12 protein-coding genes are annotated in these 15,856 nt (G+C 70.4%); 8 read left to right on the top strand and 4 right to left on the bottom strand.

Features of this window, described 5'->3' with window-relative positions; translation table 11 throughout:
* Positions 1-23 precede the first annotated feature (23 nt).
* Both AC1HIL_RS02975 and AC1HIL_RS02970 read left to right on the top strand, forming a co-directional pair.
* Positions 24-2,060: a two-component system sensor histidine kinase NtrB gene (locus tag AC1HIL_RS02975; protein WP_057597448.1), complete on the top strand. Its 2,037-nt coding sequence runs from the start codon at positions 24-26 to the stop codon at positions 2,058-2,060.
* A 44-nt stretch (positions 2,061-2,104) separates the two neighbouring features.
* The gene (locus AC1HIL_RS02970; protein WP_057597445.1) at positions 2,105-2,731 is read left to right on the top strand and encodes a response regulator transcription factor; all 627 of its coding nucleotides are present in this window, start codon (positions 2,105-2,107) and stop codon (positions 2,729-2,731) included.
* A 61-nt stretch (positions 2,732-2,792) separates the two neighbouring features.
* Here AC1HIL_RS02970 and AC1HIL_RS02965 read toward each other — a convergent pair whose 3' ends face one another.
* The 3 genes from AC1HIL_RS02965 to AC1HIL_RS02955 all read right to left on the bottom strand — a co-directional run bounded on the left by AC1HIL_RS02965 (position 2,793) and on the right by AC1HIL_RS02955 (position 4,494).
* Positions 2,793-3,365, bottom strand: coding sequence for an OmpA family protein (locus AC1HIL_RS02965; RefSeq protein WP_057597446.1), 573 nt, complete (start codon positions 3,363-3,365; stop codon positions 2,793-2,795).
* A gap of 109 nt (positions 3,366-3,474) precedes the next feature.
* Positions 3,475-4,137 (bottom strand): YiaD family glycine zipper/OmpA-like lipoprotein, encoded by a 663-nt coding sequence (locus AC1HIL_RS02960; RefSeq protein ID WP_057597447.1) that lies wholly within the window; start codon positions 4,135-4,137, stop codon positions 3,475-3,477.
* 195 nt (positions 4,138-4,332) lie between these two features.
* Positions 4,333-4,494 carry a hypothetical protein gene (locus AC1HIL_RS02955; RefSeq protein WP_172705778.1) on the bottom strand — a complete coding sequence of 54 codons (162 nt, stop codon included), beginning with the start codon at positions 4,492-4,494 and terminating at the stop codon, positions 4,333-4,335.
* On the opposite strand from AC1HIL_RS02955, the gene mltA reads away from it, so the two are divergent.
* The 3 genes from mltA (at position 4,493) to AC1HIL_RS02940 (ending at position 10,325) form a co-directional block, all read left to right on the top strand.
* Entirely contained in the window at positions 4,493-5,644 is a 1,152-nt protein-coding gene (gene mltA, locus AC1HIL_RS02950) for a murein transglycosylase A (protein WP_261208972.1), read from the top strand. The genes AC1HIL_RS02955 and mltA overlap by 2 nt on opposite strands.
* A 225-nt stretch (positions 5,645-5,869) precedes the next feature.
* Positions 5,870-8,098, top strand: a complete 2,229-nt coding sequence (locus AC1HIL_RS02945) for a PhoX family protein (RefSeq protein WP_479671104.1) — start codon at positions 5,870-5,872, stop codon at positions 8,096-8,098.
* Positions 8,099-8,321: 223 nt separating this feature from the next.
* Positions 8,322-10,325: a PhoX family protein gene (locus AC1HIL_RS02940; protein ID WP_479671103.1), complete on the top strand. Its 2,004-nt coding sequence runs from the start codon at positions 8,322-8,324 to the stop codon at positions 10,323-10,325.
* A gap of 18 nt (positions 10,326-10,343) precedes the next feature.
* Here AC1HIL_RS02940 and AC1HIL_RS02935 read toward each other — a convergent pair whose 3' ends face one another.
* Positions 10,344-10,817, bottom strand: a complete 474-nt coding sequence (locus AC1HIL_RS02935; RefSeq protein WP_057595886.1) for an Lrp/AsnC family transcriptional regulator — start codon at positions 10,815-10,817, stop codon at positions 10,344-10,346.
* A gap of 105 nt (positions 10,818-10,922) precedes the next feature.
* Between AC1HIL_RS02935 and mdeB the strand changes: the two genes are divergently transcribed.
* The 3 genes from mdeB (at position 10,923) to AC1HIL_RS02920 (ending at position 15,848) form a co-directional block, all read left to right on the top strand.
* Positions 10,923-13,577, top strand: coding sequence for an alpha-ketoglutarate dehydrogenase (gene mdeB / locus AC1HIL_RS02930; RefSeq protein WP_479671102.1), 2,655 nt, complete (start codon positions 10,923-10,925; stop codon positions 13,575-13,577).
* 90 nt (positions 13,578-13,667) lie between these two features.
* Entirely contained in the window at positions 13,668-14,672 is a 1,005-nt protein-coding gene (locus AC1HIL_RS02925; protein WP_479671101.1) for a GlxA family transcriptional regulator, read from the top strand.
* 3 nt (positions 14,673-14,675) lie between these two features.
* Positions 14,676-15,848 carry an MFS transporter gene (locus tag AC1HIL_RS02920; protein WP_479671100.1) on the top strand — a complete coding sequence of 391 codons (1,173 nt, stop codon included), beginning with the start codon at positions 14,676-14,678 and terminating at the stop codon, positions 15,846-15,848.
* The last annotated feature ends 8 nt before the right edge of the window (positions 15,849-15,856 follow it).

The raw sequence follows: 15,856 nt of genomic DNA, 5'->3' as shown, positions 1-15,856 counted from the left end.
AGCCCGGCTTCGCGCCACCGCCGATGCCGGTGCCGCCCTATCGCCGCGTCGTGACCGGCCTCGCGCGGCTGCGCTCGCTGTGGCAGCGCTGGTTCCTCTGGCTGCTGCTCGCGATCCTGGTGCTGGCGCTGCTGGTCACCGTGGTCTGGCTCGCGGGCAAGCACGAGGTCGAGCAGGTGCAGGCCGCGCTCGACCGCGACACCGCCGACGCCGTGACCGACCTGCGCAGCGGCATGCAGCGCAATGCCCAGAGCCTGCGCGCCACGCAGGCGCCCGGCCCCGACCGCTCGCACTGGCCCGAGGCCGCGGCCGCGCTGCTGCGCGAGCACCGCGAATGGCTGCGGCTCGAATGGCGCGACGCGCGGCTGCGCACGCTCGACGCGGTCGACACGCCCTACCGGCTGCATGTGCTCGATCCCGCGACCCGCACCGCCGAGCAGTCCGACGTCTCGCTGGCCTGCGCCGCCGCGCGCAAGCTCGGCACGCCGGCCTACTCGCCGAGCCACTACGTGCCGCTGGGTGGCGGTGGCGGCATGGAGGTGATGGAGCTGTGCGTGCCGATGGACGCCGGCGGCGGCTTCCTGGTGGCCAGCTACTCGCTGCGCGACACGCTGGCCGAGCTGGTCGGCCCCACGCTCACGCGCGGCCAGGAGGTGGCCTTCACCGAGACCGACGGCACGCGTCTCGTGGCCATCGGCACCGCGCGCCGCGTCGGCACGCGCGTGTTCACCTCGCAGCAGCTGATCGACCTGCCGGGCGCCGCGCTGATGCTGCGCGTGGACGGCTGGCGCTCCGCGCCCGACCTGTTCCCGAACGTGCTGACCGCGCTGGTCACGGCGATCTCGATCGCGCTGGTGTCGGTGCTGGTGCTGCTGGCGCGCGACACGCGGCGGCGCCTGCGCGCCGAGCGCGACCTCGCCGACTCGCTGGCCTTCCGCAAGGCGATGGAGGACTCGGTGATCACCGGCCTGCGCGCGCGCGACCTGCAGGGCCGCATCACCTACGTCAATCCGGCCTTCTGCGAGATGGTGGGCTTCAGCGCCGAGGAGCTGATGGCACGCGAGGCCAACGACGCGCCCTACTGGCCGACCGAGCTCGCGCACGAGTACCAGCAGCGCCAGGCGCGCCGGCTGGCCGGCGGCATGCCGCCGCGCGAGGGCTTCGAGTCGGTCTTCATGCGCAAGGACGGCACCCGCTTCCCGGTGCTGATCTTCGAGGCGCCGCTGCTCAACGCGCAGCGCGTGCAGACCGGCTGGATGAGCGCCTTCATCGACGTCAGCGAGCAGCGCCGCATCGAGGAGCTGTCGCGTGCCAGCCAGGAGCGGCTGCAGGCCAGCGCGCGATTGGCCACCGTGGGCGAGATGGCCTCGCTGCTGAGCCACGAGCTCACCCAGCCGCTGGCCGCGATCGCCAGCTACGCCACCGGTTCGCTCAATATGCTCGGTCCCGACGCGCGCGGCGAACAGGGCGAGGTGGCGATGGCGGTGCGCCGCATCGCCGAGCAGGCCGACCGCGCGGGCCAGGTGATCCGCAGCGTGCACGACTTCGTGCGCCGGCGCGACCGCACGCGCGAGGCGGTGGCGCCGCAGGCGCTGATCGATGCCGTGCTGCCGCTGGTGCGGCTGCAGGCGCGCAAGCTCGGCGTGATCATCGAGGTGGTGCTCGAGGACCGGCTGCCGGCCGCGATGTGCGACCGCACGCTGGTCGAGCAGGTGCTGCTGAACCTCGCGCGCAACGCGATGCAGGCCATGGACACGGCCGACAACATCGGCAACCGCGTGCTGCGGCTGCGCGTGGCGCGCGCGGTGGCGGTCGGCGGCAGCGGCACGGAGGACGCACGGCGCTGGCTCGAGTTCTCGGTGGCCGACCTCGGCAGCGGCATCGGCGAGGAAGTCGCCGCGCGCCTGTTCACGCCCTTCTTCACCACCCGCGCCGACGGCATGGGGCTGGGCCTGAGCCTGTGCCGCACCGTGGTCGAGCAGCACGGCGGCGCGCTGATGTTCGAGCCCAACCGGCCGCGCGGCACCGTGTTCCGGTTTACCCTCCCGGCCGCGGCCTGAGGCCGCCGCCCCCCGACTCCTCTTCGATTTCCTTCCCGACCGATATGCAACCGCTGATCGATGGCCTGATCTTCATCGTCGACGACGACGCCAGCGTGCGCGAGGCGCTGGCCTGGCTGCTGCGCTCGCGCCGCCTGGCCAGCGAGCACTACGGCAGCGCCGAGGCCTTCGAGCAGCGCCTGGCCGAGGGCCCGCTGCCCGAGCAGCCGCTGTGCCTGCTGCTCGACGTGCGCATGCCCGGCACCAGCGGGCTGGTGCTGTTCGACCGGCTGGTCGAGCGCGGCCTGCTGGCGGCCCTGCCCGTGATCTTCCTGACCGGCCATGCCGACGTGCCGACCGCGGTCGACGCGGTCAAGCGCGGTGCCTTCGACTTCTGCGAGAAGCCCTTCTCGGACAACGCGCTGGTCGACCGCATCGAGCAGGCGCTGCTGCTGTCGCAGGACGCGCTCGAGGCGCGGCGCGCGCGCCGCGGGCTGTCCGACCGCATCGCGGAGCTGACCGAGCGCGAGCGCGACGTGATGCGGCTGGTGATCGAGGGGCTGCCCAACAAGCTGATCGCCGACCAGCTCGCGATCAGCGTGCGCACGGTGGAGGTCCACCGCGCGCGCGTGTTCGACAAGATGGAAGTGAAGTCGGCGGTGGAGCTCGCGAACAAGCTGCGCGGGCTCTGAGCCGCGCGAAAAAAAGCCCTCCGCGAAGGGAGGGCTGGCGATGCGTCCGGCGGGCCGGCGCTCAGGCCTTCTCGGCCACGAACAATTCGACGCGGCGGTTCTGCGCGCGGCCGGCCACCGTGCCGTTGTCGGCCACCGGCTCGCGCGAGCCGCGGCCGTCGGTGGTGATGGCGGTGGTCGACACGCCGCGGCCCACCAGATGGTTGCGCACGCTGTCGGCGCGGCTCACCGAGAGGCGCTCGTTGCCTTCCTCGCTGCCGGTGTTGTCGGTGTGGCCGATCACGCGCACGCTGGCGGCGGTGGCGCTCTTCAGGCCGTCGGCGACCTTGTCGAGCACCTGCGCGAGGTTGCGCTTCACGTTGGCGCGGCCGGTGTCGAACGACAGCTCGTTCGGGATCACGAGGTGCAGCTGGTTGTCGGCCGTCTGCTCGATCACCACGCCCGTGCCCTTGGTGGCGGTCTCCAGGTCGGTCTTCAGCGTGGCCAGCCGCGCGGTCCAGCTGTTGGCGGCCGGGGCTTCGGTCTTGGCGGCGGGCGCGGCGGCGTCGGCCGGTGGCGCGGACGATTGCGAGGCGCAACCGGCGATGAACAGGAGCACGGCGGCGGCCGCGCTCGAAACAGCGAGCTTCCTCATGAAATTTCCCTCTGATGAACCATTGGACAAGACGTGGATGTGGGCGCCGGTGGTCCGGCGCGCCTGCCTTCCCTGCAGGGGGACGGCCGCCTCGGCGGCCGTCCGGTCGTCAGCCGCGCGGTCCGCGCTCGCCGACGTAGATCTCGACGCGGCGGTTCTGCGCCCGGCCCGCGTCGCTGTTGTTGTCGGCGATCGGCTCGTGCGAGCCGCGGCCCTCGATGCGGAAGATGGCCGCGTTCACGCCGCGCGCCACCAGGTAGTCGCGCGTGCTCGCGGCGCGGTCGACCGACAGCGGGTTGTTGATGGCGTCGGAGCCGGTGCTGTCGGTGTGGCCGATGATGCGCACCTCGGCGGCCGGGTTGTTGCGCAGGCCGCTGGCGAACTGGTCGAGCACCGGCGCGAAGTTGGGCTTGATGTTCGAGCGGCCCACGTCGAAGGAGACGTCGCTCGGGATCGCGAGCTTGAGCTCGTTGTTGGGGGTTTGCGTCACGGCCACGCCGGTGCCTTGGGTGGCGGCTTCCATCTGGCGCTTCTGCGCTTCCATGCGCTGCGACCACAGGTAGCCGCCGAGCGCGCCGGCCGCCGCGCCGACCACGGCACCGGTGCCGATCGCCCCGCGGTTGCCGCCGGTGGCCGAGCCGATGACGGCGCCGCCCAGGGCGCCAGCGCCCGCGCCGATGGCGGTGTTGCGCTGCGTGTCGGACATGCCGCCGCCCGCGCAGCCCGCGAGAACGATGGCGAGCGAGGTGGTGGCGAGTACGAGTTTCTTCATGGCGATCCCTTTCGAGGTTGGTTCAAGCGGGCACAGCTTAGCCTTGCGGCGGCTGGGATGGTACGGCTTCCGGGGCCGTCCTGAAACACCGGAAGCCGCGACAGGGCCCGTGATTGCTCGCTGGATTGCTACCAAAGTAATAGCCAATGGGCCGTTCTCCGACAGCGCGCGTCGACCCGGGACTGCAGGAGGAATTCACGGATGCGGCGGCGGGTCTTGTTGGTCCTTCGCGTCCCCCGCCTTGGGCTCGTCCTCCTCGTGCAGCTCGCCCTTCTTGCGGCCCGAGAACATGGTCCACCAGACGATGCCGATGAACAGGAGTCCGGCCGCGAGGGCTTCAAGCAAAATCAAACCCATGAGAAATGGACTCCAGTGGCTGGTTGGGCTCGCGATCGTAGCAACGCTGGCCGGCTGCTCCGTCGGGCCGCGCGTGCCCGACACCCCCACCCGCCCCCCCGTCGTGCAGCCGCCGCGCGACCTCGGCCCCCTCACCGGATCGATGGCGCATCCCAAGAGCCGCTGGGTGCCTGTCGGCTGGGCCGAGCTGCCGGGCTTCGGCGAGGACCCGTTGCACGAGGCCTGGATCGCGCTGGTGGCGAACTGCTCGCGGCCCAATGCCGCCTTCGCGCCGCTGTGCCGCGAGGTGCGCCAGCTCGCGATCGCGAGCCTGGACGAGCAGCGCCAGTGGATGACCCAGCGGCTGCAGCCCTACCGCGTCGAGTCGCTCGCCGGCTCGAGCGAGGGCAAGCTCACCAGCTACTACGAGCCGGTGTACGAGGCCTCGCGCGTGCCGACCGCGCAGTTCAACATCCCGCTCTACCAGGTGCCCGCGGGCTTCGTGCCGCGCCGTCCCTGGTACACGCGCCAGGAGATCGAGACCCTGCCCGAGGCCCAGGCCGCGCTGCGCGGCCGCGAGATCGCCTGGATGGCCGACCCCATCGACGCGCTGATGCTGCACATCCAGGGCTCGGGCCGGCTGCGCCTGACCGAGGCCGACGGCTCGCAGCGCACGGTGCGCATGGCCTTCGCCGGCACCAACGAGCAGCCCTACCGCAGCGTGCAGCAGTGGCTGATGTCGCAGGGCGTGACCAAGGTCGGCCGCTGGCCCGACGACACCAAGGCCTGGGTGGCGCAGAACCCGCAGCGCGTGTCGCAGCTCCTGTGGAGCAATCCGCGCTACGTGTTCTTCCGCGAGGAGGACCTGAACGAGGTCGATGCCGCCTTCGGCCCGCGCGGCGCCCAGGGCGTGCCGCTGACCGCGGGCCGCTCGATCGCGGTCGACCGCGAGAGCATCCCCTACGGCACCCCGGTATGGCTGGCCTCCGCGGGCCCGTCCGCGCAGCTGCAGAAGCTGGTGGTGGCGCAGGACACCGGCAGCGCCATCGTCGGCGCGGTGCGCGCCGACTACTTCGCGGGCACCGGCGCCGATGCCGGGCGCTTCGCGGCGAGCATGAACCAGTCGCTGCGCCTGTGGGCGCTGTGGCCGAAGCAGCTGCCGCCGCCTTGACTCCGCGCGGGGCTCGATGCCTCGTCCATTCATCGGGGGCTCGAAGCCCCCTTTTTTTCGTCCGCATCTGGATGCCGGGGGCCGTCGCATGGCGGCATCGTGACAACCACAAAAACACAGGTCGAATGAACCTGAACAGAAGCTGACCAATTCACGGAACTGTCATTCGTTCTACCTAACTTCGCGGGCTGGTTTCTTTTCCAACCCACGAGAAAGACAGCGCGCATGACCGCACCTACCCGCGACGACCCTTCGTACGATCTCGACGACGTCGGCACCAATCCCAGCAAGAACCCGTCGTTCAACGACCTGATCGCTTCGCGCCTGAGCCGCCGCCATCTGTTCGGCCTGGGCGTCGGCACCGCCGGCACCGCGCTGCTGCAGGCCTGCGGCGGTGGTGGCGGCGGTGGCGGGTTCCTGCCCATCGTCCCGCCCCCGCCCGCGCCGGCACCCCCGCCGCCCGCGCCCCCGGCACCGCTGAAGCTCAACTTCAATCCCGTGGCCAAGAGCCTCGCCGACGTGGTCACCGTGCCCGCCGGCTATACCGCCAGCGTGCTCTTCCGCCTGGGCGACCCGATGGCCGCCGGCGTGGCCGCGTACAAGAACGACGGCACCGACGATCCGGCCACCTACGACCGCCGCGCTGGCGACCACCACGACGGCATGACCTTCTTCGGCATGAACGGCTCGAACAAGTGGGATGCCGTCAACGCGACGCGCGGCCTGCTGGTGATGAACCACGAGGCCATCACGCCGCTGTTCCTGCATCCCACCGGCCAGACCGTGGCCGGCGGCGTGCGCACCGTGGCCGACGAGGTCAAGCGCGAGTTCTACCTGCACGGCGTCAGCGTGATCGAGGTCGTCAAGAACGGCAACGCCTGGAGCTACAAGCAGGACTCGAGCTTCAACCGCCGCGTCCACACGCTGACCGAGATGGCTTTCTCGGGCCCGGCCGCCAGGACCGACTACCTGAAGACCAAGTTCTCGGCCGACGGCAGCAAGACCCGCGGCACGGTCAACAACTGCGCCAACGGCACCACGCCCTGGGGCACCTACCTGACCTGCGAGGAGAACTGGGCCGGCTACTTCCGCCGCGTCGCCGCCACCGACAACCCCAAGCGCAGCGACAAGGAAAAAGCGTCCTTCGCGCGCTACGGCGTCTCCGGCACCGGCCGCGAACTCTGGGCCACCGTCACGCCCGACACCGCCGACAACCAGTACGGCCGCTGGAACACCGAGCTGCTCGGCGCCAGCGCCACCGCCGACTACCGCAACGGCCACAACACCTACGGCTGGGTGGTCGAGATCGATCCCTTCAACCCCTCGAGCACGCCGAAGAAGCGCACCGCGCTCGGTCGCTTCGGCCACGAAGGTGCCTGCCTCGGCCCGGTCGTGGTCGGCAAGCCGCTGGTCTGGTACATGGGCGACGACTCGCGCAACGAGTACATCTACAAGTTCGTCTCGACGAAGAACTGGGATGCGGCCGACATCGGCGGCGGCATGGCCGCGGGCGACAAGTACATGGACGACGGCCGCCTCTACGTGGCGCGCTTCGATGCCGACGGCACCGGCAAGTGGCTCGAGCTCAAGCTCGGCGTCAACGGCATCACCTCGAGCAACACCGTCTACGCCTTCGCCGACGCGGCCGACGTGCTGATCAACGCGCGCCTGGCCGCCGATTCCGCCGGCGCGACCAAGATGGACCGTCCCGAGTGGACCGCCGTGAACCCGAAGAACGGCGACGTCTACGTGACGCTGACCAACACCAACGCGAGCTCGCGTCCGATCGCCTCGACCGATGGCGCCAACCCGCGCTTCTACAACGACAAGAAGAACAACGAGACGACGAACCAGATCGGCAACCCGAACGGCCACATCGTGCGTTTCGCCGACGACAACGCCGACCCGGCGGCGCTGAGCTTCAAGTGGGACGTCTACCTGTTCGGCGCGCGCTCCACCGCCGCGGCCGACGTCAACGTGTCGCAGCTCTCGGCCGACAACGACTTCTCGAGCCCCGACGGCATGTGGTTCAGCCACGCCGCGCCGGGCCTGCTGTGGCTGCAGACCGACGACGGTGCCTACACCGACGTCACCAACTGCATGCTGCTGGCGGCCCTGCCGGGCAAGCTCGGCGACGGCGGCGCGAAGGTGATCACCAACACCGACGGCACGACCACGCGCACGCAGAACACCTTCGTGGGCAAGGCCCCGGGCACCGACGGCCTGCGCCGCTTCCTGGTGGGACCGAAGGACTGCGAGCTGACCGGCATCGCCGAGTCGGGCGACGGCCGCGCGCTGTTCGTGAACATCCAGCATCCCGGCGAGACCACGCCCACCGGCGACATCGGCGATCCGGCCAAGTTCGGCAGCCACTGGCCGCAGGGCGGCAACGCCCGCCCGCTCTCGGCCACGCTGGTGATCACGAAGGACGACGGCGGTCTCATCGGCCTCTGAGCGACCGTGCCGCGGACCGGCGAGGCCGGTCCGCGGACACGATTCCCGAGCGTGGACGACACGCGGCCGTCGTCACGGCCGCGTGCGTGGTGTCACGGCCTTGTCATGTGCGATGCATGCCGTCGTCACAGTAGTTAACTAAGGTTCGCGGCTGACCGGCAGCGGAGAGAAACAGAGGCTGCACGGTCGTCCTCGACACCCCACGACAACTCGGGAGAAATCCATGTCCGATTCCACCAAGGCGCAGTCCGGCGCCTCGCGCCGCCACGCCCTCAAACTGCTCGGCGCCGCACCGATGCTGCCGCTCGGCGGCGTTGCCTTCCTGACCGCCTGCGGCGGTGGCGGAGGCGGCGGCGGCTTCCTGCCCGTCATTCCTCCGGCACCCGCGCCCGCACCCGCACCGGCGCCCGCCGCGCAGTTCAAGTCGGCCGAATTCACCGGCATGGCCGCCCCCACGCTGGCCGACCCCGCGGCCATGGCCACCACCACGGTCGGTTCCACGCTGAAGATCTCGTTCGACAACGGCAGCTCGACCGAGTACCGCCTTGCCTACCAGCCCTTCTTCCTGACCGGCGACCTGGTGTCGGACGGCAAGGGCGGCAAGGTCCTGGCCGGCGGCTACTACGACATCAAGAACCAGCCCATCCTCGACAAGTCGGTGCCGGCCAACACGCGCCAGTTCTACTCCGACAGCCCCGACGGCACCTCGCTGCTGACCGTGCCGAATGCCAAGGTCGACGGCGTCAAGGGCAAGCCGGTGTTCGCCGTGGTCCAGTTCGAATACACCACGCGCGACCTCGCCGGCAACAGCACCTACGGCACGCTGCCCTCGCCCATCGCCGTGCTCACGCTCGACCAGGACCAGGCCACCGGCAAGCTCAGCCTGGTGAAGTACCACAACGTCGACATGTCGAGCGCGCACGGCCTGTGGATCACCTGCGGCGCGAGCCTGTCGCCCTGGGGCACCCACCTGTCGAGCGAGGAGTACGAGCCCGACGCGGCCAGCATCTCCACCAACACGATGTTCAAGGCCTACAGCAAGAACGTGTTCGGCGACGAGACCACGGCCAACCCCTACCACTATGGCCACCTGCCCGAGATCACCGTCAATGCCGACGGCACCGGCAGCGTGAAGAAGCACTACTGCATGGGCCGCATCTCGCACGAGCTGATCCAGGTCATGCCCGACATGCGCACCGCCATCATGGGCGACGACTACACCAACGGCGGCTTCTTCATGTTCGTCGCCGACAAGGAGAAGGACCTGTCGGCCGGCACGCTCTACGTCGCCAAGTACGACGCGGGCTACTCGATCGACCCGGCCGCCGCCGCCACGAAGATGTCGTGGATCAAGCTCGGCCACGCCACCAGTGCCGAGATCGAGGCCCTGGCCAATACGCTCAAGGCCAGCGACATCATGGACGTGGTCTACACCGACCCGTCGGACGCGAGCTACACCAAGATGTTCTGCGACGGCGCCGCTAACTGGGTCCGCCTGAAGCCGGGCATGGAGAAGGCCGCCGCCTTCCTCGAGACCCACCGCTACGCCAACCTCAAGGGCGCGAGCATGGCCTTCACCAAGATGGAAGGCACGACCGTCAACATCAAGGACAAGGTCGCCTACTCGGCGCTGCAGAACATCCAGGACTCGATGGTCAGCGGCGGCAAGGGCTGGACCGCCGCCACCAACATCGCGCTGCCGAAGAAGCTCAGCGCGGGTGGCGTGATGGCCCACAACCTCGCGGGCGGCCAGAAGGACGGCGACGGCGCCGCGATCGTCAGCGAATGGGTGCCGACCCAGACCCGCGCACTGATCGTGGGCGAGGACATCGCGTCCGACGCGCTGGGCAATACCTCGAACCCGGACATCATCGGCAACCCCGACAACCTGAAGTTCTCCGAGAAGATGCGCACCCTCTTCATCGGCGAGGACAGCAGCAGCCACGTCAACAACTTCCTGTGGGCGTACAACGTCGACACCAAGAAGCTGTCGCGCATCATGTCGATCCCCGCGGGCGGCGAGTCGACCGGCCTGCATGCCGTGGACGAGATCAACGGCTGGACCTACATCATGAGCAACTTCCAGCACCCGGGCGACTGGGGCGGCATCCACTCGAAGGTCCAGGCCACGCTCGATCCGTACGTGCGCGCGAACTACAAGGAACGCTACGCTGCGGCCGTCGGCTACCTCACGGCCGACCCGATCCAGCCGAAGCTCTCGAAGTAATCGGCCCCGCCGAAGAGATCAGGACGGCGCTGTCGGCAACGGCAGCGCCGTTTTGTATCGCACCTGCTTGAGCGCAAAGCTCGAGCGGATCTTCTCGATGCCCGGGATCGGCGTGAGCTGCTCGAGGATGAACTTCTCGAGCGCCGCCATGTCCGCCACCGCGATGCGGATCAGGTAGTCGCTGTCGCCGGTCATCAGGTAGCACTCCATCACCTCGTCGTGCTCGGCGATGCGCTGCTCGAAGTCGGCCAGCGACTGCTTGCTCTGCGTCGTGAGGCTGATCGAGATGAACACGTTGAGGCCCAGGCCCAGCGCCTTGGCGCTCGCGAGCGCCACGTAGCGGTCGATCACGCCCTCGGTCTCGAGCAGCTTCACGCGCGCGAGGCAGGGCGAGGGCGACAGGTGCACGCGGCGTGCGAGTTCCACGTTCGACAGCGCGCCGTCGCGCTGCAATTCGTCGAGGATGCGCAGGTCGATCGCGTCGAGTTGCATGAAATGCCGTGATCTGATGGATTGGCGGAATTTTATGCCGACGAGCCGTCAAGTTGCGGGCCGCAGCAGTAGCCAATTCTTTTCGTGGCGGCTTAAAGTGCCGACATGAACGCCCCGATTTCCGCCGACCAGATCCGTGCCCTGCTGCTCGACGAGGCAGCGCTGTCGCACGACCCCGATCCCGCCGAGACCGCCGAATGGCGCGAGTCCTTCCTCGCGCTGGCGCAGGTCCACGGGCCGCAGCGCGCGCGCCAGATGCTCGACGAACTCGCACGGCTCGCGCGCCAGCAGCGCATCGGCTGGCAGCCGGAGCTGTCGACGCCGTACGTCAACACCATCGCGGCCGAGGACCAGCCGCCGTTCCCGGGCGACCTCGCCGTCGAGGAGAAGCTGGCCTCGCTGATGCGCTGGAACGCGCTCGCGATGGTGGCCAAGGCCAACCAGGCCTATGGCGAGCTCGGCGGGCACATCGCGAGCTATGCGAGCGCGGCCGACCTGTTCGAGACCGGCTTCAACCATTTCTTCCATGCGCGCAGCGCCGCCCATGGTGGCGACCTCGTGTTCTTCCAGCCGCACAGCGCGCCCGGCGTCTATGCGCGCGCCTACCTCGAGGGGCGCCTGAGCGAAGGCGACCTCGCGCACTACCGCCAGGAACTCACCGCGCCCGCCTTCGTCGACGGCAGCGGCGCGCGCGGCCTGTGCAGCTATCCGCATCCCTACCTGATGCCGGACTTCTGGCAGTTCCCCACCGGCTCGATGGGGATCGGCCCGATCAGCTCGATCTACCACGCGCGCTTCATGCGCTACCTCTCGCACCGCAACCTGCTGAACTGCGAGGGCCGCAAGGTCTGGGGCGTGTTCGGCGACGGCGAGATGGACGAGCCCGAATCGATGAGCGCGCTGACCCTGGCCGCGCGCGAGAAGCTCGACAACCTCGTGTGGGTGGTCAACTGCAACCTGCAGCGGCTCGACGGCCCGGTGCGCGGCAACGGCCGCATCATCGACGAGCTCGAGAAGCTGTTCGCGGGCGCCGGCTGGAACGTCATCAAGCTGGTCTGGGGCAGCGACTGGGACGGCCTGTTCGCGCGCGACACCAGCGGTGCGCTGGCGCGCGCCTTCGCCGCCACCGTCGATGGCCAGATGCAGACCTTCGCGGCCAAGGACGGCCGCTTCAACCGCGACAACTTCTTCGGCCAGAACCCCGAGCTCGCGCGCCTGGCCGAGGGCATGACCGACGAGCAGATCGACCGCCTCAAGCGCGGTGGGCACGACCTCGTGAAGATCCATGCCGCCTATGCCGCGGCGGCCGCCCACAAGGGCCGGCCCACCGTGATCCTGGCCCACACCAAGAAGGGCTACGGCATGGGCAGCGCGGCCCAGGGCAAGATGACCACGCACTCGCACAAGAAGATGGGCGAGGTCGACCTGATCGAGTTCCGCGACCGCTTCGACCTGCCGCTGAGCGACGCGCAGGCCGCCGCCATGGACTTCTACCGCCCGGCCGAGGACAGCGCCGAGATGCGCTACCTGCGCCAGCACCGCGAGGCGCTCGGCGGCGCCATGCCGCGCCGCGAGACCGCCTGCGAAGCGGTGGCCAAGCCCGACATCGCGAACTACGCGCAGTTCGCGGTCGCGGCCGCTGGCAAGGAGATGAGCACCACCATGGCCTTCGTGCGCCTGCTGGGCAACCTGCTCAAGGACAAGGCGCTGGGCCCGCGCATCGTGCCGATCGTGGCCGACGAGGCGCGCACCTTCGGCATGGCGAACCTGTTCAAGCAGGTCGGCATCTATTCGAGCGTGGGCCAGCGCTACGCGCCCGAGGATATCGGCTCGGTGCTCAGCTACCGCGAGGCCACCGACGGCCAGATCCTCGAGGAAGGCATCAGCGAGGCCGGCGCCATCGCGAGCTGGACCGCCGCGGCCACCAGCTACAGCGTGCACGGCCTGGCGATGCTGCCGTTCTACATCTACTACTCGATGTTCGGCTTCCAGCGCGTGGGCGACGCGATCTGGGCCGCGGCCGACCAGCGCGCGCGCGGCTTCCTGCTCGGCGCCACCTCGGGCCGCACCACGCTCGGCGGCGAGGGACTGCAGCACCAGGACGGCAGCAGCCACCTCGTGGCCGCCACCATTCCCAACTGCAAGGCCTACGACCCGGCCTACGCGGGCGAGATGGCGGTGATCGTCGACGCGGGCATCCGCGAGATGATGGTCGAGCAGCAGGACGTGTTCTATTACGTCACGCTGATGAACGAGAACTACGCGCAGCCCGACGTGCCGGCCGGTGCGGAAGGCGACATCCTGCGCGGCTGCTACCGCTTCGGCACCTACGCGCCGGCAGCGGGCAAGGCGAAGAAGAAGGTCACCTTGCTGGGCTCGGGCGCGATCCTCACCGAGGTCGTGAAGGCCGCGCAGCTGCTGGCCGACGAGGGCATCGAGGCCGAGGTGTTCAGCGTCACGAGCTGGAGCGAGCTCGCGCGCGACGGCCTGGCCTGCGAGCAGCGCGCGATCTCGGGCGAGGACGCCGGAGAGTCCTTCGTCGCGCGCCAGCTCGGCCAGGGCAAGGCGCCGATCGTCGCCGCCACCGACTACGTGCGCGCCGTGCCCGAGAGCATCCGCGCCTTCCTGCCCGCGGGTCGCCGCTACCTCACGCTGGGCACCGACGGTTTCGGGCGCAGCGACACGCGCGCCGCCCTGCGCGGCTTCTTCGGCGTCGACGCGCAGAGCATCGCGAAGGCCGCGCGGCACGCGCTGGGCTGACCCGCCGCACCGGCCGGCCACGCCGAAAGTGGCCGGATCCGTGGGGTCGTTGTCGTTGCGGCCAATCGCGGCGCGCATGACACTGCCCGCATGCAAACACCGCGCGCCATCGCCTGCACGATCTACCCCGATGTCCAGGTGCTGGACGTCACCGGTCCGCTGCAGGTGTTCGCCTCGGCCAACGTCGAGCTGCAGCGCCAGGGCCGTCCCGCCGGCTACTCGCTGCACCTGCTGGCCGACGCGGTGGGGCCGGTGGCATGCTCGGCCGGCTTCTCGCTGCTGGCCGAGGCCGCGCGCGAGGATGAGGACCCGGCGCGCTTCGACACCGTGCTCGTGCCCGGCGGCTGGGGCGCCGAGGACCAGCTGAGCAACGAGGCCCTGCTGGCCTGGCTGCGGCGCGCCGAGCCGCGCGTGCGCCGGCTCGGCTCGGTCTGCTCGGGCGCGCTGATCCTCGCGCAGGCCGGCTTGCTCGATGGCCGCCTCGCCACCACCCACTGGGACAGCGTCGAGGCGCTGCGCACGCGTCATCCCGCGGTCGAGGTGGCGGCCGACCGGCTCCACACCTACGACCCGAGCGGGCGCGAGGGCGACGGCCATGTCTTCACCTCGGCCGGCGTCACCACCGGCATCGACCTCGCGCTGGCGCTGGTCGAGCACGACCTCGGCCGCGCGATCGCGCTGGCGGTGGCGCGCCGGCTCGTGATGTTCCTGCGCCGGCCCGGCGGGCAGGCGCAGTTCAGCCGCTTCCTCGCGCCCGAGGCCACGCATGCGCCGCGGCTGTCGTCGCTGCTCGAATGGATCCCGGGCCAGCTCGCGGGCGACCTCTCGCTCGAGGCGCTGGCCGAGCGCGCCTGCATGCCGCCGCGCACCCTGAGCCGCGTGTTCCGGCGCGAGCTCGGCATGACGCCCGGCCACTACGTCGAGCGGGTGCGCGTCGAGGCCGCCTCGGCCTTGCTGGCCCATGCGCAGACCTCGGTGTCGACGGTCGCGCGGCTGTGCGGCTTCGGCCATCCCGAGACGCTGCGGCGCAGCTTCCACAAGCACCTCGCCGTGAGCCCGCAGGCCTTCGTGCAGCGCTTCGGCGCCGGGGGCTGAGCGATGCAGTTGCTGCGCAATCCCGCGATCCGCCTGCTGTTCCTCGGCCAGGCGCTCTACTGGTCGTGCTCCATCATCGGCATCACGCTGACCTCGGTCGCGGGCCTGCGGCTCGCGCCCTGGCCCGCGCTGGCCACCCTGCCGCTCGCGCTGCTGGTGCTCGGCAACCTCGCGGCCGTGTCGCCGCTGTCGATGTTCATGCAGCGGCGCGGCCGCCGCCACGGCCTGATGGGCGGCGCGCTGCTCGGCGTGGTGGGCGGGCTGGTCTGCGCCACGGGCCTGGGGCTCGGCAGCTTCGCGCTGTTCTGCCTCGGCGCCGCCTGCATCGGCGGCTACCAGGCCTCGGCCGGCTTCTACCGATATGCCGCGCTCGAGGCCGTCGAGCCGCGCCACAAGGGCCGCGCCGCCGCGCTGGTGGTCGGCGGCGGTGTCTGCGCAGCGGTGTTCGCGCCCGCCATCGCGGTCTGGACTCGCAATGCGCTGCCCGTGCCCTTCGCGGGCGCCTACCTCGCGATCGCGGTGCTCGCGCTGTGCGGCGTGGCCGCCATGTCGCGCTTGCGCGAGGGCGCGGCGCCGCCGGCCGTGGCGCGCGGCTGGGCCCAGATGCGCGTGCTGCTCGCGCGGCCGATGCTGCGCGCCGCCATCCTCATGACCGCCATCGGCCACGGCCTCATGGTGCTGGCGATGAACGCGACCCCGCTCGCGATGGACTTCTGCGGCTTCTCCGCCGCCGCGGCCGCGCAGGTGATCCAGTGGCATGTGCTCGGCATGTTCGCGCCGGCCTTCTTCGCCGGCGCGCTGGTCGACCGCTGGGGCAGTCGCCGCGTCGCGATGCTGGGCTCGGCGATCCTCGCGACCAGCGCCGCGGTCGCGCTCTCGGGCCAGGACTTCGCGCACTTCCTCGCGAGCTCGCTGCTGCTGGGCCTGGGCTGGAACCTGATGCTGATCGCCGGCACCACGCTGCTGGCCGAAGCCCATGCCGAGCACGAGCGCGGCCCGGCGCAGGCGCTGATGGAACTGAGCAACGGCACCACGGCCGTGCTGATGTCCTTCGGCTCGGGCGCGCTGCTCGCGGGCGTGGGGTGGACCGCGATCAATCTCGCGATGCTGCCGCTGCTGGCGTTCGCGCTGACGCTGCTGTGGCTCAACGCGCGGCCGGCGGTCGAACGCGCCTAGGAGGCGTT

Source organism: Variovorax sp. ISS6, from assembly GCF_056523145.1.
This window is presented reverse-complemented; position numbering and strand designations above follow the sequence as displayed.